The sequence below is a fragment of the Alkalihalobacillus bogoriensis ATCC BAA-922 genome (assembly GCF_000621445.1).
GTDB lineage: Bacteria > Bacillota > Bacilli > Bacillales > Bacillaceae_F > Bacillus_AO > Bacillus_AO bogoriense.
In genome coordinates this window covers 25,415-46,777 of sequence record NZ_JHYI01000030.1, presented here as the reverse complement: position 1 = coordinate 46,777, position 21,363 = coordinate 25,415, and the positions used below count along the sequence as shown (strand labels likewise).

Sequence of the window (21,363 nt, the reverse complement as noted above, 5' to 3'; positions counted from 1 at the left end):
ATTTACTCTCCTTCCTTCAGCAAATGATTTTGTTGTTCTAAAAATTTTTGCAAGGCATATCTCAACTTTCCATTGGTAACACGACCAGTTTCTTCGACGCTTTCTTTGACTTCACTTGATATATAATCGATAAGTTTTAGATGAAGTACATTTTTCCGTTTAGCTCGGTCATACTTACGCTTATCTCCATCGGCTATATATACAAAGCGAGGGCTGTCAATTCGAACGACAACGCAAAACTGATCTTTATCTCGACCCTTTAAAATCTCGACAACCTGACCTATTTGAGGTCCCGATTCAGGATCTATCATAATAGCTACCACCTACATTTACAGTTTCGTTAAAATCTCATAGCCAGTCTCTGTAATCGCAACAGTGTGTTCAAAATGTGCACAATTTTTACCATCCGTAGTCACAACAGTCCAATTATCGGCTAGCGTTCGGACATAGCGACTACCGGCATTCACCATCGGTTCAATCGCTAAAACCATTCCTGGTTTTAAACGAGGACCTTTTCCTGGAGGACCATAATGAGGAATTTGTGGGTCTTCATGCAGCTCTTGGCCAACGCCATGACCAACGTACTCACGCACGATAGAATAACCAAATGGCTCCACATACGATTGTATAGCATGCGAGACATTGGATAAACGTTCACCCGGTTTTGCCTCCTGTAGTCCTTTGTACAATGACTCTTCCGTTACATCGAGAAGTCTTTGATCTTCATCAGAAATATTCCCAACAGCATATGTCCATGCCGAATCTCCGTGATAACCATTATACTTGGCACCTATATCAATTGAGATAATATCCCCGTCTTTCAGAACTTTCTCCCCCGGTATACCGTGGACTAATTCTTCATTTACTGAAGCACAGATACTACCCGTAAATCCATTATAGCCTTTAAAGGATGGAACCGCATCATGTGAACGAATTAGCGCTTCTGCAATTTTATCAAGTTCTGCCGTAGTTACACCAGGTTGAATATGTTTCTTCAACTCTTGATGTGTTAATGCGACAATTCTCCCTGCTTCACGCATAATCTCGATCTCTCTTTGCGTCTTACATATAATCATGCATTTAACCCTTTCAGAAGTTGTTCAATATCTTCGTAGACTTTATTAATATCTTGTAATCCATTGATATTACGAAGGGCACCGCGCTCAGTATAAAAATCAATTAAAGGTTGTGCCTGTTGCACATTGACTTCAAGTCGCTTTTTCACTGTCTCAGCTTTATCGTCATCACGTTGGATAAGTTGACTACCATCTACGTCACATACTCCTTCAACCTTTGGAGGATTAAAAAGAACATGGTACGTCTTACCCGAAGTTGGGGAAACTCGACGACCCGTCAATCGCTCCATTAAAACCTCTTGTGGCACATCAATGTTTAGCACGTAATCAATGCCAGAACCCATCGATGAAAGTAATTCCTCTAGCGCCTCAGCTTGAGCCACCGTACGAGGAAACCCATCTAATAGGAACCCTTTTTTACAATCCGAATCACTCAAGCGCTCACGTACAATGCCAATGGTAACTTCATCAGGAACAAGCTCGCCAGCATCCATAAACTGCTTTGCTTTTTTCCCCAACTCTGTTTCATTTTTCATAGCTGCACGAAACATGTCTCCAGTAGAAATGTGTGGTATATCATAGTTCGCTACAATTTTTTCTGCCTGCGTTCCTTTCCCAGCACCAGGAAGTCCCATTAAAATCAGATTCATAAAATCTCCTCCCCAAAGGTTATCGATAATTAGGTTAAGGGAAGAAAGCTTCCCTTATTAATTATTTAATAAAACCTCTATAACTACGTTTAATTAATTGACTCTCGATTTGTTTCATCGTATCTAATGCTACACCAACGACGATTAATAATCCAGTTCCGCCAATTTGTACTGCAGGAGGTAGATCCATAAACTGAGTAAAGAAAAACGGAACAATCGAAACAGCAGTTAAGAACAAAGCACCTACAAAGGTTAAACGATATAGGATCGTTGTGATAAACTCCTGAGTCGCTCTTCCCGGTCTTCGGCCAGGGATATAACCACCTTGTTTTTTCAAGTTTTCCGCCATTTGTTCAGGGTTAACTTGAATGAATGTATAGAAATACGTAAATCCAATGATTAGTAAAGCATAGATTGTCATTCCAATTGGATGTGGATCTTGTAAATTCACATAACGTAATATCCATTCAGACACTGCATTACCACCAAAGAAACCAGCGATTGTTGCAGGGAAGATGAATAAGGACATTGCAAAAATAACAGGAATAACCCCGGCTGCATTTACTTTTATCGGTAAGTGTGTAGATTGACCACCTACTGGACTTCTACCAACAAGCTTTTTAGCATATTGTACAGGAATTTTACGAATGGCTTGCTGTACATAAATAACTCCAACAACAATTGCTAATACAACTAATAATAAGAGCACGATGGTTACAATGTTTAAAAACAGTGCATCCCCAGCATCTTCAATTTGCTGTAAATACAATTGGTTGACTGCGGTTGGAATTGCAGAGGCAATCCCCGCAAAGATAATAATTGAAATCCCGTTTCCTACACCTTTAGCAGTAATTTGTTCACCTAACCACATTAAAAATGCAGTTCCCGCAGTTAAAACTAACGCAATGAACAAATATTTCGGAACACTTGGGTTAGGAATTAACCCAGGGAAAATGTTATTAAATCCAATAGACATTGCTAGAGCTTGAATAAACCCTAACACAATTGTTCCGTAACGAGTAAACTGAGCTAATTTTTTACGGCCAGCTTCCCCTTCTTTTGCCCATTCTGCAAATTTAGGAACAACATCCATTTGTAATAACTGAACAATAATTGAAGCGGTGATGTAAGGCATAATACCCATTGCAAAGATCGAGTAGTTCTCGAGTGCTCCACCACCGAATGTATTAATTAAGCCAAATGCACTCACTTCGTCTTGGAACTGAAGTACATCACGGTTTGAACCGGGTACAGGTATAAAGCTTCCGATACGAAATACAACGAGCATTAGTAATGTAAAAATAACTTTTTTACGCAAATCACTGACACGCATAATATTAGATATCGTCCGAAACATTACATCACCTCAGTTTTTCCGCCGACAGCTTCGATCGCTTCTTTAGCAGAAGTAGAGAACTTTGCTGCTCTAACAGTAAGTTTCTTCTCAAGCTTGCCGCTGCCAAGGATTTTAATGCCGTCTTTTGCATTCTTCACGACACCAGTTTCTAATAATAGTTCTGGTGTTACTTCAGTACCTGCGTCAAAACGATTTAACGTATCAAGATTTACAATAGCAAACTCTTTACGTGTAGGATTTGTAAATCCACGTTTTGGCAAACGACGGAAGATTGGGTTTTGCCCACCTTCAAAGCCTGGACGAACACCGCCACCAGAGCGAGAGTTTTGACCTTTATGTCCACGACCTGATGTTTTACCGTTACCAGTAGCAATACCACGTCCAACTCGATTGCGCTCTTTACGAGAACCTTCTGCAGGTTTCAACTCATGAAGTTTCATGTTGCCACCTCCTCATTGAAAACTTTTATTTATTACGCCTCAATTTCTTTTACAGTTACAAGGTGAGATACCTTGTTTACCATTCCACGAATTGCAGCATTATCTTCTTGTACTACAGTTTGATGCATTTTACGTAAGCCTAATGTATTCACAGTCACTCGTTGATCACCAGGACGTCCGATTAGGCTTCGAGTGAGGGTAATTTCTAACTTTTTAGCCATCTGATTTCCCTCCTATCCTAACAGTTCTTCTACAGATTTTCCACGAAGTTTTGCTACTTCTTCAGCACGCTTCATGTTACTTAAACCTTGGATTGTAGCACGAACCATGTTAATTGGGTTATTAGAACCATGTGATTTTGATAAGATATCACCAACACCTGCAAGGTCTAATACCGCACGAACAGGTCCACCAGCAATAACTCCCGTACCTTCTGAAGCTGGTTTAAGTAGTACGCGACCTGCACCATAGTGTCCTACGATTTGATGAGGAATTGTTGTACCTACGATCGGTACTTCAATTAAATTTTTCTTTGCATCTTCAATCGCTTTACGAATTGCTTCAGGAACTTCTTGTGCTTTTCCTAAACCGAATCCAACATGGCCATTTTTGTCTCCAACAACAACTAACGCTGCAAATCGGAAACGACGTCCACCTTTAACTACCTTCGCTACACGGTTGACAGCTACAACTTTCTCTTCAAGCTCTAGTGTATTAGGGTCAATACGACGCATTCATTTTCCCTCCTTTGTTTCTTAAAATTGTAATCCTGCTTCCCTTGCTGCATCAGCAAGTACTTGAACACGTCCGTGATAAATATATCCACCACGATCGAATACAATTGTTTCATAACCTTTTTCTTTCGCACGCTTAGCAACTAGCTCGCCGACTTTTTGCGCTGCTTCTTTATTTCCACCGTTTTCTAAATTTAGTTCCTTATCTAAACTAGACGCTGATGCTACAGTTACACCTGCTACATCATCAATTAATTGAGCGTAAATGTGTTTAGATGAACGGAATACGTTTAGACGAGGACGTTCAGCAGTACCTGTTATTGTACGACGAACATGAGCATGTCTTTTCTTACGTGCCACGTTTTTGTTAGGCTTCGTAATCATTGAACGTCATTCCTTTCCGTTATCTTTTTACTTACTTACCTGTTTTACCTTCTTTACGACGAACATATTCTCCTTCATAACGAATCCCTTTACCTTTGTAAGGTTCTGGTAAACGTACAGAACGAATATTTGCCGCAATCGCACCAACACGTTCTTTATCGATACCTTTTACTAATACTTTTGTATTAGATGGTACTTCAATATCAATGCCAGCTTCAGGAACGATTTCTACTGGGTGTGAGTAGCCAACGTTTAGAACTAATTTCTGACCTGATTTTGTAGCACGGTAACCAACCCCGATTAACTCAAGACCTTTCTCATAGCCTTTTGTTACTCCTTCAACCATGTTACTAATGATGCTTCGAGTCGTACCATGAAGAGCACGGTGTTCTTTTTGATCACTTGGGCGTTCAACTGTAAGTTCTTTTTCTTCTACTTTTACGATCATATCAGGATGAAGGTTACGAGTAAGTTCACCTTTAGGTCCTTTTACAGTAATCGTATTATCGTTTAACGTAACTGTTACTCCACTTGGGATTTCAACAGGCTTTTTACCAATACGAGACATCTAGTTACACCTCCGTTCCTTTCCTTTTGTTCTTACCAAACGTAAGCTAATACTTCTCCGCCTACTTGTTGTTGTCTAGCAACTTTATCTGTCACTACTCCGTTCGAAGTTGAAACGATAGCAATTCCTAATCCACCTAGTACACGAGGTACTTCAGTCGCTTTCGCATATACACGAAGGCCAGGTTTACTAATACGTTTTAATCCAGTAATAACACGCTCATTGTTTACACCGTATTTTAAGAAAATACGAAGTACTCCTTGCTTGCTATCCTCGATGAACTCATAGTCACGGATGAATCCTTCACTTTTAAGGATTTCTGCGATATCTTTTTTGATCTTAGATGCAGGTACTTCTAACTTTTCATGTCGTACCAAATTCGCATTACGAATGCGAGTTAGCATATCTGAAATAGGATCTGTCATGACCATTTATATTACCTCCTTCCCATCTTCGGGTTACCAACTAGCCTTTTTAACGCCAGGAATTTGACCTTTATAAGCAAGCTCTCTAAAGCAAATACGGCAAAGCTTAAATTTTCTAATGACTGAATGTGGACGTCCGCAACGTTCGCAACGTGTATACTCTTGAACTTTAAACTTTTGAACACGTTTTTGCTTTGCAATCATTGATTTTTTCGCCAAGGTTTTCCCTCCTTTTCGGCAGAACCGATTATTTTTGGAATGGCATACCCATTTGTGATAATAACTCACGAGCTTCTTCATCAGAATTAGCAGTAGTTACAATAACAATGTCCATACCTCTTACTTTGTCAACTTTATCATAATCAATCTCTGGGAAAATTAATTGTTCTTTCACACCAAGCGTATAGTTACCACGGCCATCAAATGCTTTCTTTGAAATACCACGGAAGTCACGAACGCGAGGTAAAGAAACTGAAATTAATTTATCTAAAAACTCATACATACGCTCACCGCGTAAAGTTACTTTCGCTCCAATTGGCATACCTTCACGTAATTTAAATCCTGCAATTGATTTTTTCGCTTTTGTAACTAATGGTTTTTGACCTGCGATTGTTTCTAACTCTTCAACAGCTTTATCTAATGCTTTCGGATTAGAAACGGCATCACCAACACCCATGTTAATAACGATTTTTTCAATTTTCGGTACTCCCATTACAGAAGAATAATTGAACTTCTCAATAAGAGAAGGAGCAATTTCATTACGATACTTCTCTTTCAAACGTGTCATGCTATTGACCTCCTTTCATGTCAAACTTACTTATCTAATACTGCGCCTGATTTCTTCGCAATACGTACTTTTTTTCCATTCTCAACTTTATAACCTACTCGAGTAGGTTCACCGGTTTTCGGATCGACTGGCATAACATTAGAAGCATGTATTGATGCTTCTTTATTAATGATTCCGCCTTGTGGGTTATCTTGAGAAGGTTTTGCATGCTTCTTAACAATGTTTACACCTTCAACAAGAACACGGTTTTTCTTTGGATAAGCTTCAAGAATAACACCTTGTTTGCCTTTATCCTTACCTGTGATAACCTTCACTGTGTCACCTTTTTTAACGTGCATTGACATTCCCGCACCTCCTTAAAAGGCATGATTAAAATTTTTTATAGTACTTCCGGAGCTAGAGAGACAATTTTCATAAATTGTTTTTCACGAAGCTCACGAGCTACAGGTCCAAAGATACGAGTTCCACGTGGACTCTTATCATCACGAACGATAACTGCAGCATTTTCATCAAATTTAATATATGAACCATCTTGACGACGCGCACCGCTCTTCGTACGAACAATAACAGCTCTTACAACATCGCCTTTCTTGACAACGCCACCTGGTGTTGCTTGTTTAACAGAACATACGATAATATCACCGATGTTTGCAGTTTTACGGCCTGAACCACCTAAAACTTTAATACATAGCACTTCACGTGCACCAGAGTTGTCAGCAACTTTTAAACGAGTTTCCTGTTGGATCATCTACTTTTACCTCCCTTCGCCATACAAAGAAAAATCCATTAAAGAATAACAGCTTCTTCTACGATTTCAATTAACCGGAAGCGTTTGTCTTTAGAAAGTGGACGTGTTTCCATAATTTTTACAACATCGCCAATTTTAGCAGTGTTCTCTTCATCATGCGCCTTAAACTTTTTCGTGTATTTTACACGTTTACCGTAAATACGATCTTTTTTATACGTTTCAACTTGAACAGTAATTGTTTTATCCATTTTATCGGAAACAACGCGTCCTGTATAAACTTTGCGCTGGTTACGTTCCATATTGAAAACCTCCTTTCGAATTAGCCGTTGTTAATTCCAAGTTCTCTCTCACGCAACACTGTTTTCGCGCGAGCGATTGCTCTTCGAACTTCACGAATGCGGGTTGGATTATCCAACTGGCCAGTTGCTAACTGAAAGCGAAGGTTGAATAATTCTTCTTTAAGTGACTTCGTTTTTTGTTCGAGTTCAGCAGTGGTCAAATCGCGGATATCATTAGCTTTCATTTGAGTCACCACCCACTTCTTCGCGTTTTACAAACTTACATTTAACAGGAAGTTTATGAGAAGCAAGACGTAATGCTTCACGAGCTACCTCTTCAGAAACACCTGAGATTTCAAACATAATTTTTCCTGGTTTTACGACTGCTACCCATCCTTCAGGAGCACCTTTACCAGAACCCATTCGAACCTCTAATGGTTTAGCAGTGTAAGGTTTAGAAGGGAAAATCTTAATCCAAACTTTACCTCCACGCTTCATATAACGAGTCATTGCAATACGAGCTGCTTCAATTTGACGGTTTGTAATCCAAGAAGCTTCAAGTGCTTGTAGACCATATTCACCGAAATGAACTTCTGTCCCACCTTTTGCACGACCACGCATTTTACCACGATGTTCACGACGATATTTTACACGTTTAGGCAATAACATAATTATTTGCCTCCTTCCTCTTTTTTCGTTCCTTTCGTTGGAAGGACTTCACCACGATAAATCCAAATTTTCACACCTAGTTTACCGTAAGTTGTGTCTGCTTCAGCAGTTCCATAGTCGATATCTGCACGAAGAGTGTGTAGAGGAACTGTTCCCTCGCTATAATGTTCTGCACGAGCGATATCTGCTCCACCAAGGCGGCCAGAAACTTGAGTTTTAATCCCTTTAGCACCCGCACGCATAGTACGTTGGATAGCTTGCTTCATTGCACGACGGAACGAAATACGATTTTCTAATTGACGAGCAATATTTTCTGCAACTAATTTTGCATCTAAATCTGCTTGTTTAATTTCAAAGATATTAATGTGTACACGTTTGCCAGTTAGTTCATTTAATGCTTTACGAAGAGCTTCAACTTCAGATCCACCCTTACCAATTACCATACCTGGTTTCGCAGTGTGTACTGTAATGTTTACACGGTTTGCTGCACGCTCAATTTCAACTTTTGAAACTGAAGCATCTTTCAAACGCTTTTCAATGTACTCACGAATTTTGATGTCTTCATGAAGTAAGTCAGCATAGTCTTTATCTGCGTACCATTTTGACTCCCAATCACGGATAACACCAACTCGTAGTCCTATAGGATTAACCTTTTGACCCACGCGTTACCCCTCCTTTTTTTCTGAAACAACTAATGTAATATGACTTGTGCGTTTGTTAATGCGGCTTGCACGGCCCATTGCACGCGGACGGAATCTTTTTAACGTTACACCTTCATCAACAAAAACTTCACTGATATATAGGTTATTAGGTTCCATTTCATAATTATGTTCTGCATTTGCGATTGCAGAGTTTAATAACTTCTCCACTACTGGAGATGCTGCTTTAGGTGTGTGACGAAGAATTGCAACAGCTTCGCCCACTTGCTTGCCTCGAATTAAGTCGACGACTAAACGAACTTTACGAGGAGCAATGCGCACTTGTTTAGCTACAGCTTTAGCTTGCATAGGTTTTGACCTCCCCTCTTAACTTAGCGTCTTGTTTTCTTATCGTCAGCAGCATGCCCTTTGTAAGTACGAGTTGGTGCGAATTCACCAAGCTTGTGACCTACCATGTCTTCTGAAATATACACTGGTACATGCTTACGACCATCATAAACCGCAATTGTGTGCCCAATAAATTCTGGGAAAATTGTAGAACGACGTGACCATGTCTTAATCACTCTTTTTTCATCTTTTTCATTCATTACTTCGACTTTCTTCATCAAGTGATCATCGACAAAAGGTCCTTTCTTTAAGCTGCGACCCATGAATAAACCTCCCTTCGCGATTGGCCCACGGTTCGAGTGAACCGTAGAGCAACCCCGTTATTTTTTACGACGACGAACGATATACTTATCAGAATGCTTGTTTTTCTTTCTCGTTTTGTATCCAAGAGTTGGTTTGCCCCATGGAGACATCGGAGATTTACGACCAATTGGAGAACGACCTTCACCACCACCGTGTGGGTGATCGTTAGGGTTCATAACTGAACCACGAACAGTCGGACGTTTACCTAACCAACGAGAACGACCAGCTTTACCGATGTTAACAAGTTCATGTTCTAAATTACCAACTTGACCGATTGTAGCACGGCAAGTCGCCAAAATGTAGCGTGTTTCACCTGAATTCAATCGAACTAATACATAATCTCCCTCTTTACCAAGAAGTTGAGCTTCTGTACCAGCTGAACGAACAAGCTGACCACCTTTACCAGGTTTTAATTCGATATTGTGGATAACAGTACCAACTGGGATATTTTTAAGTGGCAATGCATTACCTACTTTAATATCTGCGTCAGGACCAGACTCAACCATCATATCAACTTTAAGACCTTTTGGTGCTAAAATATAACGTTTTTCTCCATCAACATAGTGAATTAACGCAATATTAGCTGTACGGTTCGGATCGTATTCAATAGTAGCAACGCGGCCTGGAATACCATCTTTAGTACGTTTAAAATCAACAATACGATATTGACGTTTGTGTCCACCACCTTGGTGACGAACAGTTAACTTCCCTTGGTTGTTACGTCCACCTTTTTTGTGTAATGGTGCAAGCAACGATTTTTCCGGCGTGTCTGTCGTAATCTCTTTAAAATCTAATACCGACATTCCACGACGACCAGCACTGGTCGGTTTGTACTTTTTAATCGCCATTTTTATTTCCTCCCTTCATTAAAACTTATACACCTTCAAAGAACTCTAATTCTGTGCTTTCTGGTGTTAATGTAACGATAGCTTTTTTACGACGAGCAGTATAACCAGAATGACGTCCAAAGCGCTTGAACTTACCTTTGTAGTTCATTGTGTTTACTTGTTGGACTTTTACTCCAAAGATTTCTTCTACTGCGTCTTTAATTTGTGTTTTATTCGCACGAACATCAACTTCAAATGTATACTTTTTCTCAGCCATTAAATCTGTTGAACGTTCAGTAATTACGGGGCGCTTAATGATATCACGAGCGTTTGACATTATGCAAACACCTCCCCTATCTTTTCAACTGCATCTTTTGTGATGACAAGCTTATCATGTTTAAGTACATCAAGTACATTCACACCTTCAGCCGTAACAAAAGATACACCAGGAATATTTCGTGCAGATAATGCAACTGATTCGTTATAATCTGCTGTAACAACTAGTGCTTTACGGTCTACTGAAAGATTCGTAAGTACAGAAACCATTTCTTTTGTTTTTGGTGCATCAAATGCTAAAGCATCTAACACTACGATTTCTTCAGCTTTCACTTTGCTAGAAAGAGCAGATTTAATCGCTAAACGACGAACTTTTTTCGGTAAGTTATAACCGTATTTACGAGGTGTTGGACCGAAAACAACTCCACCACCAACCCATTGTGGAGCGCGGATAGTACCTTGACGAGCACGTCCTGTACCTTTTTGACGCCATGGCTTACGTCCACCACCACGTACTTCCGAACGTCCTTTCACTTTATGAGTTCCTTGACGCATAGAAGCTTGCTGCATAACGACAGCTTCATGTAATACATGTTCATTTGGCTCAATACCAAATACTGAATCAGATAATTCTATATCACCAACTTGAGAACCTGATTGGTTATATAATGCAACTTTCGGCATGATGTATCCTCCTTTCTGTTAGACGTTAGTTTTTAACTGAACTTTTCACAGTTACATAACTTTTTCTAGCACCAGGAATATTACCTTTTACTAATAAAAGATTACGCTCTGTGTCTACTTTTACAATTTCAAGATTTTGAATCGTAATTTGCTCTCCACCCATACGACCCGGCAATGCTTTTCCTTTAAATACGCGGTTTGGCGCTACAGGACCCATTGAACCTGGACGACGGTGGTAACGAGAACCGTGGGACATTGGTCCACGAGATTGGTTATGGCGCTTAATTGCACCTTGGAAACCCTTCCCTTTCGATGTACCAGTTACATCGACAACGTCTCCTTCTGCAAATACATCAACTTTGACTTCTTGACCAACTTCATACGTAGAAACATCAGTTCCACGAATTTCTTTCATGAAGCGCTTAGGTGCCGTGCTTGCTTTTTCCGCATGGCCTTTCGCTGGCTTTGTAATTCGAGATTCTTTTTGGTCATCAAATCCTAATTGAATCGCTTCATAACCATCAGACTCAACTGTTTTCTTTTGAAGAACTACGTTTGGAGTAGCTTCAATTACTGTTACAGGAATTACATCACCATTTTCTGCAAATACTTGAGTCATTCCTAGTTTTTTTCCTAAGATTCCTTTGGTCATCAGTCACACCTCCTACAAAATGATTATTATATTTTTTTGCCATTATTTATCATGTGTTTTCGTTCAATTATATGAAAAATGTTAACTAATCGACATACACTATTATTAAAGTTTGATTTCGATATCGACACCAGATGGTAAATCAAGACGCATTAGCGCATCAACCGTTTGTGGTGTTGGATTAACAATGTCAATCAAACGCTTATGAGTACGCATTTCAAACTGTTCACGAGAATCTTTATATTTATGCACCGCACGAAGGATTGTGTATACACTTTTCTCCGTTGGAAGCGGAATTGGACCGGATACATTAGCACCTGAGCGCTTAGCTGTATCAACGATCTTTTCTGCAGATTGATCAAGAATTCTGTGATCATAAGCTTTTAAACGAATGCGAATCTTTTGTTTTGCCATTATAGCCCCTCCTTTATCGTCCATTTTTAAAATAGACATGCTCCGTGAAAATTTCCTTACACCCCGCCATGGCAATGGGGCCGGGTGTGTCAGCAACCTTTCACATCATTGCTGTCAATGACCAACAGTCTTATTATAATGAAATAAACTAACTGTTGCAAGCAAAATATACTTGCACGATCACACTTTTACTATTATACAGATTACATACTCTATTTGCAAGTTGTTTTTCAATAAATTATTCTTTCCAATTATATCTAGATCAAACACTTAGAACTTTACTGTAATACAAAAATTTTTAATTATGTAAGAAAAACGCGGAGCGTCTTTTCTTTCAAGCGAAGTGCGGAGCCCTGCCCGCTTTTGAAAGTGAACCCCAAGTGTTCTTCTTGGGGTGAAACACGCAGGTGCGCAGCCTTCGCTCTTCTTGAAATAGCTTTCAAAGCTTCTCTGCTACACCAAAATTTTTATCTTTCTTATCTTTTAAAAAAAGAAGCACCATCTTAGGTGCCTCTTTCTATATTTAAACATTATTTTTGGATAGATGCTACAACACCAGCGCCAACTGTACGTCCACCTTCACGAATAGAGAACTTAGTTCCTTCTTCGATCGCGATTGGAGAGATTAGTTCTACAGTCATCTCGATGTTGTCTCCAGGCATAACCATTTCTACACCTTCAGGAAGGTTACAAATACCAGTTACGTCAGTTGTACGGAAGTAGAACTGAGGACGGTAGTTTGTGAAGAATGGAGTATGACGTCCACCTTCTTCTTTAGATAATACATAAACTTCAGCTTTGAAGTTTGTATGTGGTGTAATTGTACCTGGCTTAGCAAGTACTTGACCACGTTGGATATCATCACGAGATACACCACGAAGTAATGCACCAATGTTGTCTCCAGCTTCAGCATAGTCAAGAAGTTTACGGAACATTTCAACTCCAGTTACAACTGTTTTGCTTGGCTCTTCAGTTAAACCGATAACTTCGATTTCATCACCAACTTTAAGTTGTCCACGCTCAACACGTCCTGTAGCAACCGTTCCACGACCAGTAATTGAGAAAACATCCTCAACAGGCATCATGAAAGGCTTGTCAGTGTCACGCTCTGGTGTTGGGATGTAGTCATCAACAGCAGCCATAAGCTCGATGATTTTTTCTTCCCACTCTGCTTCTCCTTCAAGAGCTTTAAGAGCAGAACCTTGAATTACTGGTACATCATCACCAGGGAAGTCATATTCAGAAAGCAAGTCACGAACTTCCATTTCTACTAATTCAAGTAACTCTTCGTCATCTACCATGTCACATTTGTTTAAGAATACAACTAGGTAAGGAACACCTACTTGGCGAGAAAGAAGAATGTGCTCACGAGTTTGTGGCATTGGACCATCAGCAGCAGATACTACTAGGATTCCTCCGTCCATTTGTGCAGCACCAGTGATCATGTTTTTAACATAGTCAGCATGGCCTGGGCAGTCAACGTGTGCATAGTGACGATTGTCAGTTTCATACTCTACGTGTGCCGTAGAGATTGTAATTCCACGCTCACGCTCTTCTGGAGCACCATCGATAGCGTCATATGCCATCGCAGAACCTTTACCAGAGCGCTTATGTAGCACTGTAGTGATAGCAGCTGTTAAAGTTGTTTTACCATGGTCAACGTGGCCGATAGTACCAATGTTGGCATGTGTTTTCGAACGATCAAATTTTTCTTTACCCATTTCTCATTTCCTCCTTAAATTGGCAATCAAAAATTTTATGGATAAGAAAGGTGCAATATCCAATGATTTTCACCTTTCTTAGCTTACAACAAAATATTTCAAGAAACAATCTTTTACAAGAGATTATTCTCCAGTTTGTTTCTTAACAATTTCTTCAGCAATACTTTTCGGTACTTCTTCATAATGATCAAAGAACATAGAATACGTACCGCGTCCTTGTGTACGAGAACGAAGTGATGTTGCATAACCAAACATTTCAGCTAATGGTACCATCGCTTTAATTGTTTGAGCGTTTCCGCGAGCTTCCATACCTTCTACTCTTCCACGACGAGATGTAATATCACCCATAACATCACCCATATAATCTTCTGGGACAACAACTTCAACTTTCATCATTGGCTCAAGAAGAACTGGGCTACAATGAGATTTTGCGTTTTTCAATGCCATTGAACCAGCAATTTTAAACGCCATCTCATTTGAGTCAACATCATGGTAAGAACCATCAAAAATTGTTGCTTTAATATCAATTACAGGGAATCCTGCAATCATACCATTTTGAAGAGCTTCTTCGATACCAGATTGTACTGCTGGAATGTATTCACGAGGAACAACCCCACCGACAATTTTGTTTTCGAATTCAAAACCTGCTCCTTCTTCATTTGGTTCAAACTCAATCCAAACATGTCCATACTGACCACGTCCACCAGACTGACGAACGAACTTACCTTCAACTTTAGCTCCTTTACGGATCGTTTCACGGTAAGATACTTGCGGAGCACCAACATTAGCTTCTACTTTAAATTCACGCTTCATACGGTCTACGATAATGTCTAGGTGAAGTTCACCCATACCAGCAATAATCGTTTGACCTGTTTCTTCATCAGTGTGAGTTCTGAAAGTAGGATCTTCTTCAGCTAATTTTGCAAGTGCCATACCCATCTTATCTTGGTCAGATTTTGTTTTTGGTTCTACAGATAAAGAGATAACTGGCTCAGGGAATTCCATAGACTCTAAGATAACTTGGTTCTTTTCATCACATAGAGTATCGCCTGTTGTTGTATCTTTTAAACCAACGCCAGCCGCAATATCTCCAGCATAAACTGTTGAAATTTCCTCACGGCTATTTGCGTGCATTTGTAGGATACGTCCAATACGCTCACGTTTACCTTTAGTAGAATTCACTACATATGAACCTGAATTGATTGTACCTGAATACACACGGAAGAACGTTAACTTACCAACATAAGGGTCAGTCATAACTTTAAACGCTAGCGCAGCGAATGGACCTTCATCTGTCGCCTCACGTGTAGTTTCTTCATCTGATTCTGGTAGAGTACCTTTAATTGCAGGTACATCAAGAGGTGAAGGTAAGTAATCTAAAACTGCATCCAACATTAATTGAACACCTTTGTTTTTAAAAGCTGAACCACAAAGAACTGGGTAAAACTCTACATTACAAGTTCCTTTACGGATAGCTCCTTTGATTTCTTCCTTCGTTAACTCTTCACCTTCAAGGTATTTCATCATTAACTCTTCATCAAGCTCAGCAGCTGCTTCAACAAGCTTTTCATGCAATTCTTGAGCTTTTTCTTTATATTCTTCTGGAATCTCTTTTGCTTCTGTACGAGTACCAAGATCATCTTCATAGAAGTATGCAACCATGTCAATTAAATCAATAATTCCATTGAAGTCATCTTCTGCTCCAATCGGTAATTGGATAGGATGAGCATTAGCGCCTAGACGGTCATGAAGAGTTCCTACTGAATATAAGAAATCTGCACCTGTTTTATCCATTTTGTTAATGAATACAACACGAGGTACACCATATGTTGTTGCTTGACGCCAAACCGTTTCGGTTTGTGGTTCTACTCCAGATTGTGCATCAAGTACTGCTACTGCTCCGTCTAATACACGTAAAGAACGTTCTACTTCTACAGTGAAGTCCACATGACCAGGAGTATCAATAATATTTACACGGTGACCTTTCCATTGAGCCGTTGTCGCAGCGGAAGTAATTGTAATTCCACGCTCTTGCTCTTGTGCCATCCAGTCCATTTGAGAAGCACCTTCATGAGTTTCACCGATTTTATGGATACGTCCAGTATAGAAAAGAATACGTTCTGTTGTTGTTGTTTTACCAGCATCAATATGTGCCATGATACCGATATTACGTGTATTCTTTAAGGAGAATTCTCTTGCCATAGGGTATTTCTCCTTCCTTAACTAATTTTGGATTTTTTTAATAGATTGACTCCTACCAACGGTAATGAGCAAATGCTTTATTTGCTTCAGCCATTTTATGAGTGTCTTCACGCTTTTTCACAGCGGCACCAGTATTGTTAGCTGCATCTAAAATCTCATTAGCTAAGCGCTCTTCCATCGTCTTTTCTCCACGAAGTCTTGCATAGTTTACTAACCAGCGAAGACCTAGTGTTGTACGACGCTCAGGCTTTACTTCGATTGGTACTTGGTAGTTCGCACCACCAACACGACGAGCTTTAACTTCAAGAACTGGCATAATGTTTTTTAACGCTTGGTCAAACACTTCCATCGGGTCATTTCCAGAACGTTCTTGAACAAGACCGAATGCATTATATAAAATCTTTTCTGCAGCACCCTTTTTACCATCAACCATGATGCGGTTGATTAAGCGAGTAACTAATTTTGATTTGTATAACGGATCAGGTAAAACATCTCTACGAGCAACAGGTCCTTTACGAGGCATTATTTCCCCTCCTTTCAACGATTAAACATTAAAGATTTGTAAACCATTACTTAAGTTCACATTACTTTTTCTCTTTCGGTCTTTTCGTACCGTATTTAGAACGACCTTGCATACGGTTTTGAACACCAGCAGTATCAAGCGCACCACGAACGATGTGATAACGTACCCCTGGTAAGTCTTTTACACGTCCGCCTCGGATAAGAACAACACTGTGCTCCTGTAAATTGTGACCAATTCCAGGAATATATGCAGTTACCTCGATTCCGTTTGTTAAACGTACACGAGCATATTTACGAAGGGCTGAGTTCGGTTTTTTTGGTGTCATTGTACCAACACGAGTACAAACGCCACGCTTTTGCGGTGAAGATAAATCAGTCTGTTCCTTTTTGAAACTGTTGTAACCTTTGTTCAAAGCTGGAGAGTCAGACTTTTTGATTTTTGCTTCACGACCTTTACGAATTAACTGATTAATTGTAGGCATGTTTTTTCCTCCTTTCTTCCGTAATTTCAAGACCACCGATCCTGGTGGTTCAAGAATGTACAAAAGTAAAGTTTTTGCCATGTAGTCGACACTACGATGGCAAAAACGTTTTTACTTTTACTTTATTATGGCAACAGTTGAAGCTCCGACATCGATGCCGCATGCTTTTCCAAGCTTCTTCATCGAATCTACCGTTATAATCGGAATGGATTTTCTTTGAGCCACTGTGCGTACCTTCATGACTACTCGTCGGTCCGCATCTTCGGCTATAACTAATTCTTTCACATTCCCAGTTTCTAGAGCTTTCAAAGTTTGCTTCGTACCTATAACTAGGTCTTCTGCCTGTGTCACTTTTTCATAAGACATTGAACATCCTCCAAAGTGTTAGGTTATCAGGCACACTTTGATATAATATCACTCTGACAATTTCATGTCAACAGTAAAATTAATCTTGTGTCACTGCCGTTTCAATTGCTTCTAGCTCTTCAGGCGCTGTTTCCTCATCATCGTATTTAGAGAGAATATTTAAATTTCGGTAACGATTCATTCCTGTTCCTGCTGGTACAAGCTTACCGATAATAACATTTTCCTTCAGACCAAGCAACTCATCTTTCTTGCCTTTAATCGCTGCATCTGTGAGAACGCGTGTTGTTTCTTGGAACGAAGCAGCGGATAAGAACGACTCTGTTTCAAGAGATGCTTTTGTAATCCCAAGAAGAACCGGTCTTCCTGTCGCTGGACGCTCTCCACGAAGAAGAACTTTTCTATTTTCATCATTAAAGACATGGATATCAATAAGAGAACCTGGTAACACATCTGTATCCCCTGCATCAATAACACGGATTTTTCGAAGCATTTGTCTTACCATTACTTCTACGTGTTTATCTCCAATTTCTACCCCTTGCATACGGTAAACTTTTTGAACTTCGCGGAGTAAATATTCTTGAACTCCTTGTATACCAGTTATTCCAAGCAATTCTTTCGGGTCAATTGAACCCTCTGTAATAACTTTACCTGGTGCTACCTCATCATTAACCGCAACTTTAATCCGAGCACCGTATGGAATCGCATAATTTCTCGTTTCCATCTCACCTTGAACGACAACTTCACGCTTATCAGAAGCATCATTAACAGTAATAACTTTACCATCAATTTCTGAAACGACCGCTTGCCCTTTAGGATTACGGGCCTCAAACAACTCTTGAATACGAGGTAAACCTTGAGTGATATCGTCACCGGCAACTCCACCAGTATGGAACGTACGCATTGTAAGCTGTGTACCTGGCTCACCAATGGATTGTGCAGCAATAATTCCAACTGCTTCACCCACTTCAACATCGCTACCTGTTGCAAGGTTACGGCCATAACATTTTTTACAAACACCATGGCGTGTATCACAAGTAAACACCGAACGAATCGTTACATCTTCTATTCCAGCATCTACGATTTGTTTTGCTAGATCTTCCACGATTAATTCGTTTTTCCCTACAATAACATCACCAGATTGTGGATCACGTACCGTTTTGAACGCAACACGACCTACAAGGCGGTCAAATAAATTTTCAATAACATCTGTGCCTTCTTTAATCGCAGCAACTTTAAGCCCTCTATCTGTACCACAATCATCTTCACGAACAATTACATCTTGAGCAACATCAACAAGACGACGAGTTAAATAACCTGAGTCGGCTGTTTTAAGCGCCGTATCCGCAAGACCTTTACGAGCACCATGCGTTGAAATAAAGTACTCGAGTACAGTTAAACCTTCACGGAAACTCGATTTAATTGGTAACTCAATAATACGACCAGACGGGTTTGCCATAAGTCCACGCATACCAGCAAGCTGTGTAAAGTTAGATGCATTACCACGGGCACCAGAGTCACTCATCATAAAGATTGGGTTTAGATGATTAAGGGATTTCATTAATTTTGCCTGGATAACATCTTTCGCTTCACTCCAAATTGAGATGACTCGGTCATAACGCTCTTCTTCCGTAATTAAACCACGACGGAATTGTTTAAGAACGCGTTCCACTTTTCCTTCAGCCTCATCTAGTACAACTTTCTTCTCAGGTAATACAACAATATCTGCAATACCAATTGTAATCCCTGCTTTTGTCGAGAATTTAAACCCTAAATCTTTCATACGGTCAAGCATTTTGGACGTTTCAGTAATCTTAAACGTCTTAAATACTTCAGCAATAACGTTTCCTAAGAAACCTTTTTTAAATGGTGAGACTCTCTCTCTTTCAGCAAAAAGCTCTTTCACATTTGTGTTCATTGGAACCATATACTTTTCATCTAACGCAACTTCTAAGTTCGAGTCGGTCGGCTCATTAATATACGGGAATGACTCTGGTAAGATTTCATTAAATATTAGTTTTCCAACGGTCGTTAACAATAATTTTTTATTGTCTTCTTCCGTAAATGTCGGTTTATTTAATGATTTGACAGGGACAGCAATACGACTATGCAAATGGACATACCCATTTTGGTAAGCTGTTAATGCCTCATTTGTATCTTTAAATATGGTCCCCTCACCTTTTGCTCCTTCACGTTCCATTGTTAAGTAATAGTTTCCTAACACCATGTCCTGGGAAGGTGTAACAACAGGCTTACCATCTTTCGGGTTTAGAATGTTTTGTGCCGCTAACATTAGAATACGTGCTTCAGCTTGCGCTTCAGCTGATAACGGTACGTGAACCGCCATTTGGTCTCCATCAAAGTCTGCGTTGTAAGCTGTACAAACGAGTGGATGTAGCTTAATTGCGCGACCTTCTACAAGAGTTGGTTCAAACGCCTGAATTCCAAGTCTATGAAGCGTTGGAGCACGGTTTAATAGAACAGGATGCTCACGAATTACTTCCTCTAGTACATCCCATACTTCAGGTTGCACTCGTTCAACTTTTCGTTTCGCACTTTTAATATTATGAGCGAGTCCTTTGCTTACAAGCTCTTTCATAACAAATGGCTTAAATAGTTCTAATGCCATTTCCTTTGGAAGTCCACATTGATACATTTTCAGGTTTGGACCAACAACAATAACGGAACGACCAGAATAGTCAACACGTTTCCCTAATAGATTTTGACGGAAACGACCTTGCTTCCCTTTTAACATATGAGAAAGAGATTTCAACGGGCGGTTACCCGGACCAGTAACTGGACGTCCTCTTCTTCCATTATCAATAAGGGCATCTACCGCTTCTTGTAACATTCGTTTTTCATTTTGAACAATAATATTCGGTGCGCCTAAATCTAACAAACGTTTCAAACGATTGTTTCTGTTAATAACGCGACGATATAAGTCATTTAAGTCAGAAGTAGCAAATCGTCCACCATCCAACTGTACCATCGGACGAAGCTCAGGTGGAATAACAGGTAATACTTCTAAAATCATCCATGCTGGATCATTTCCTGAGTGACGGAATGCTTCTAATACTTCTAATCGTTTAATCGCACGTGTACGTCGTTGACCTTGAGCAGTCAACAATTCTTCTTTCAGGCCGTCTACATCTTTATCCAAATCAATATCAGAAAGTAATTTTTTAATAGCTTCTGCACCCATTTGAGCTGTAAATGAACGGCCATACTTATCACGGTACGTACGATATTCTTTTTCAGATAATAATTGTTTCTTTTCCAGTGGTGTGTCACCAGGCTCTGTTACAACATAAGAAGCAAAATAAATCACTTCTTCTAACGAACGAGGAGACATATCTAACACTAAACCCATCCTGCTTGGGATTCCTTTAAAATACCAAATATGCGAAACAGGTGCCGCTAATTCAATGTGACCCATTCGTTCACGACGCACTTTCGCTCTTGTCACTTCCACACCACAACGGTCACAAACCACGCCTTTATAGCGAACACGTTTATATTTACCACAATGACATTCCCAGTCTTTTGTAGGTCCAAAAATACGTTCACAAAACAAACCATCTTTTTCTGGTTTTAATGTACGGTAGTTTATCGTTTCTGGCTTTTTCACCTCACCTCTAGACCACGAACGGATCTTGTTTGGAGATGCCAAACCAATTTTCATATATTCGAAATTATTAACATCTATCAAGGGGCCAACCTCCCTTTGCTCTTTGCGTGCTAATGACAAATTATTT

Annotated in this window: 31 protein-coding genes; all 31 read right to left on the bottom strand. The window is 39.8% G+C overall.

What is annotated here, in order from left to right; all coding sequences use genetic code 11:
- Positions 1–2: 2 nt before the first annotated feature.
- Positions 3–311, bottom strand: coding sequence for a KOW domain-containing RNA-binding protein (locus tag T323_RS0112065; RefSeq protein ID WP_026673519.1), 309 nt, complete (start codon positions 309–311; stop codon positions 3–5).
- An 18-nt stretch (positions 312–329) separates the two neighbouring features.
- Complete coding sequence (gene map / locus T323_RS0112060; protein ID WP_026673518.1) at positions 330–1,076, bottom strand: type I methionyl aminopeptidase; 747 nt, start codon at positions 1,074–1,076, stop codon at positions 330–332.
- Positions 1,073–1,726, bottom strand: coding sequence for an adenylate kinase (locus tag T323_RS0112055; protein ID WP_026673517.1), 654 nt, complete (start codon positions 1,724–1,726; stop codon positions 1,073–1,075). Before T323_RS0112055 ends, map begins: the two co-directional genes overlap by 4 nt.
- 61 nt (positions 1,727–1,787) lie before the next feature.
- Entirely contained in the window at positions 1,788–3,083 is a 1,296-nt protein-coding gene (secY, locus tag T323_RS0112050) for a preprotein translocase subunit SecY (protein WP_026673516.1), read from the bottom strand.
- Entirely contained in the window at positions 3,083–3,523 is a 441-nt protein-coding gene (rplO, locus tag T323_RS0112045; RefSeq protein ID WP_026673515.1) for a 50S ribosomal protein L15, read from the bottom strand. The genes secY and rplO overlap by 1 nt, the downstream gene beginning before the upstream one ends.
- Positions 3,524–3,555: 32 nt before the next feature.
- Entirely contained in the window at positions 3,556–3,744 is a 189-nt protein-coding gene (gene rpmD, locus T323_RS0112040) for a 50S ribosomal protein L30 (RefSeq protein ID WP_026673514.1), read from the bottom strand.
- A gap of 12 nt (positions 3,745–3,756) precedes the next feature.
- A complete protein-coding gene (gene rpsE, locus T323_RS0112035; protein ID WP_026673513.1) occupies positions 3,757–4,257 on the bottom strand; it encodes a 30S ribosomal protein S5 in 501 nt (166 codons plus the stop codon).
- Positions 4,258–4,278: 21 nt separating this feature from the next.
- Positions 4,279–4,641 carry a 50S ribosomal protein L18 gene (rplR, locus tag T323_RS0112030; RefSeq protein ID WP_026673512.1) on the bottom strand — a complete coding sequence of 121 codons (363 nt, stop codon included), beginning with the start codon at positions 4,639–4,641 and terminating at the stop codon, positions 4,279–4,281.
- Positions 4,642–4,672: 31 nt separating this feature from the next.
- Positions 4,673–5,209 carry a 50S ribosomal protein L6 gene (gene rplF / locus T323_RS0112025; protein WP_026673511.1) on the bottom strand — a complete coding sequence of 179 codons (537 nt, stop codon included), beginning with the start codon at positions 5,207–5,209 and terminating at the stop codon, positions 4,673–4,675.
- Between the two features lie 32 nt (positions 5,210–5,241).
- Positions 5,242–5,640: a 30S ribosomal protein S8 gene (gene rpsH, locus T323_RS0112020; protein WP_026673510.1), complete on the bottom strand. Its 399-nt coding sequence runs from the start codon at positions 5,638–5,640 to the stop codon at positions 5,242–5,244.
- A gap of 27 nt (positions 5,641–5,667) precedes the next feature.
- The gene (rpsN, locus tag T323_RS0112015; protein ID WP_026673509.1) at positions 5,668–5,853 is read right to left on the bottom strand and encodes a 30S ribosomal protein S14; all 186 of its coding nucleotides are present in this window, start codon (positions 5,851–5,853) and stop codon (positions 5,668–5,670) included.
- Positions 5,854–5,881: 28 nt separating this feature from the next.
- Positions 5,882–6,421 (bottom strand): 50S ribosomal protein L5, encoded by a 540-nt coding sequence (rplE, locus tag T323_RS0112010; protein ID WP_026673508.1) that lies wholly within the window; start codon positions 6,419–6,421, stop codon positions 5,882–5,884.
- A gap of 26 nt (positions 6,422–6,447) precedes the next feature.
- Positions 6,448–6,759, bottom strand: coding sequence for a 50S ribosomal protein L24 (rplX, locus tag T323_RS0112005; protein WP_026673507.1), 312 nt, complete (start codon positions 6,757–6,759; stop codon positions 6,448–6,450).
- Positions 6,760–6,800: 41 nt separating this feature from the next.
- The gene (gene rplN, locus T323_RS0112000; protein ID WP_026673506.1) at positions 6,801–7,169 is read right to left on the bottom strand and encodes a 50S ribosomal protein L14; all 369 of its coding nucleotides are present in this window, start codon (positions 7,167–7,169) and stop codon (positions 6,801–6,803) included.
- A gap of 38 nt (positions 7,170–7,207) precedes the next feature.
- Complete coding sequence (gene rpsQ / locus T323_RS0111995) at positions 7,208–7,468, bottom strand: 30S ribosomal protein S17 (protein ID WP_026673505.1); 261 nt, start codon at positions 7,466–7,468, stop codon at positions 7,208–7,210.
- 20 nt (positions 7,469–7,488) lie between these two features.
- Complete coding sequence (gene rpmC / locus T323_RS0111990) at positions 7,489–7,692, bottom strand: 50S ribosomal protein L29 (protein ID WP_026673504.1); 204 nt, start codon at positions 7,690–7,692, stop codon at positions 7,489–7,491.
- A complete protein-coding gene (rplP, locus tag T323_RS0111985) occupies positions 7,682–8,116 on the bottom strand; it encodes a 50S ribosomal protein L16 (protein WP_026673503.1) in 435 nt (144 codons plus the stop codon). Before rplP ends, rpmC begins: the two co-directional genes overlap by 11 nt.
- 2 nt (positions 8,117–8,118) lie before the next feature.
- Positions 8,119–8,778 carry a 30S ribosomal protein S3 gene (rpsC, locus tag T323_RS0111980; protein WP_026673502.1) on the bottom strand — a complete coding sequence of 220 codons (660 nt, stop codon included), beginning with the start codon at positions 8,776–8,778 and terminating at the stop codon, positions 8,119–8,121.
- 3 nt (positions 8,779–8,781) lie between these two features.
- On the bottom strand, positions 8,782–9,123 hold the full coding sequence (gene rplV, locus T323_RS0111975) for a 50S ribosomal protein L22 (RefSeq protein ID WP_026673501.1): 342 nt from the start codon (positions 9,121–9,123) through the stop codon (positions 8,782–8,784).
- A gap of 23 nt (positions 9,124–9,146) precedes the next feature.
- Entirely contained in the window at positions 9,147–9,425 is a 279-nt protein-coding gene (rpsS, locus tag T323_RS0111970; protein ID WP_026673500.1) for a 30S ribosomal protein S19, read from the bottom strand.
- Between the two features lie 57 nt (positions 9,426–9,482).
- Positions 9,483–10,313 carry a 50S ribosomal protein L2 gene (gene rplB / locus T323_RS0111965; protein WP_026673499.1) on the bottom strand — a complete coding sequence of 277 codons (831 nt, stop codon included), beginning with the start codon at positions 10,311–10,313 and terminating at the stop codon, positions 9,483–9,485.
- A gap of 25 nt (positions 10,314–10,338) precedes the next feature.
- The gene (rplW, locus tag T323_RS0111960) at positions 10,339–10,629 is read right to left on the bottom strand and encodes a 50S ribosomal protein L23 (RefSeq protein WP_026673498.1); all 291 of its coding nucleotides are present in this window, start codon (positions 10,627–10,629) and stop codon (positions 10,339–10,341) included.
- Positions 10,629–11,252: a 50S ribosomal protein L4 gene (gene rplD, locus T323_RS0111955; protein ID WP_026673497.1), complete on the bottom strand. Its 624-nt coding sequence runs from the start codon at positions 11,250–11,252 to the stop codon at positions 10,629–10,631. Before rplD ends, rplW begins: the two co-directional genes overlap by 1 nt.
- A 25-nt stretch (positions 11,253–11,277) precedes the next feature.
- Positions 11,278–11,904 (bottom strand): 50S ribosomal protein L3, encoded by a 627-nt coding sequence (gene rplC / locus T323_RS0111950; RefSeq protein WP_026673496.1) that lies wholly within the window; start codon positions 11,902–11,904, stop codon positions 11,278–11,280.
- 105 nt (positions 11,905–12,009) lie between these two features.
- On the bottom strand, positions 12,010–12,318 hold the full coding sequence (rpsJ, locus tag T323_RS0111945; protein ID WP_026673495.1) for a 30S ribosomal protein S10: 309 nt from the start codon (positions 12,316–12,318) through the stop codon (positions 12,010–12,012).
- 530 nt (positions 12,319–12,848) lie between these two features.
- On the bottom strand, positions 12,849–14,039 hold the full coding sequence (tuf, locus tag T323_RS0111940; RefSeq protein ID WP_026673494.1) for an elongation factor Tu: 1,191 nt from the start codon (positions 14,037–14,039) through the stop codon (positions 12,849–12,851).
- A 123-nt stretch (positions 14,040–14,162) separates the two neighbouring features.
- Complete coding sequence (gene fusA / locus T323_RS0111935) at positions 14,163–16,241, bottom strand: elongation factor G (RefSeq protein ID WP_026673493.1); 2,079 nt, start codon at positions 16,239–16,241, stop codon at positions 14,163–14,165.
- Positions 16,242–16,293: 52 nt separating this feature from the next.
- Complete coding sequence (rpsG, locus tag T323_RS0111930; RefSeq protein WP_026673492.1) at positions 16,294–16,764, bottom strand: 30S ribosomal protein S7; 471 nt, start codon at positions 16,762–16,764, stop codon at positions 16,294–16,296.
- A gap of 61 nt (positions 16,765–16,825) precedes the next feature.
- Complete coding sequence (gene rpsL / locus T323_RS0111925) at positions 16,826–17,245, bottom strand: 30S ribosomal protein S12 (RefSeq protein WP_026673491.1); 420 nt, start codon at positions 17,243–17,245, stop codon at positions 16,826–16,828.
- Positions 17,246–17,362: 117 nt separating this feature from the next.
- A complete protein-coding gene (locus T323_RS0111920) occupies positions 17,363–17,611 on the bottom strand; it encodes a 50S ribosomal protein L7ae-like protein (RefSeq protein ID WP_026673490.1) in 249 nt (82 codons plus the stop codon).
- Positions 17,612–17,690: 79 nt separating this feature from the next.
- Positions 17,691–21,317 carry a DNA-directed RNA polymerase subunit beta' gene (gene rpoC, locus T323_RS0111915; RefSeq protein WP_026673489.1) on the bottom strand — a complete coding sequence of 1,209 codons (3,627 nt, stop codon included), beginning with the start codon at positions 21,315–21,317 and terminating at the stop codon, positions 17,691–17,693.
- Positions 21,318–21,363 lie beyond the last annotated feature (46 nt).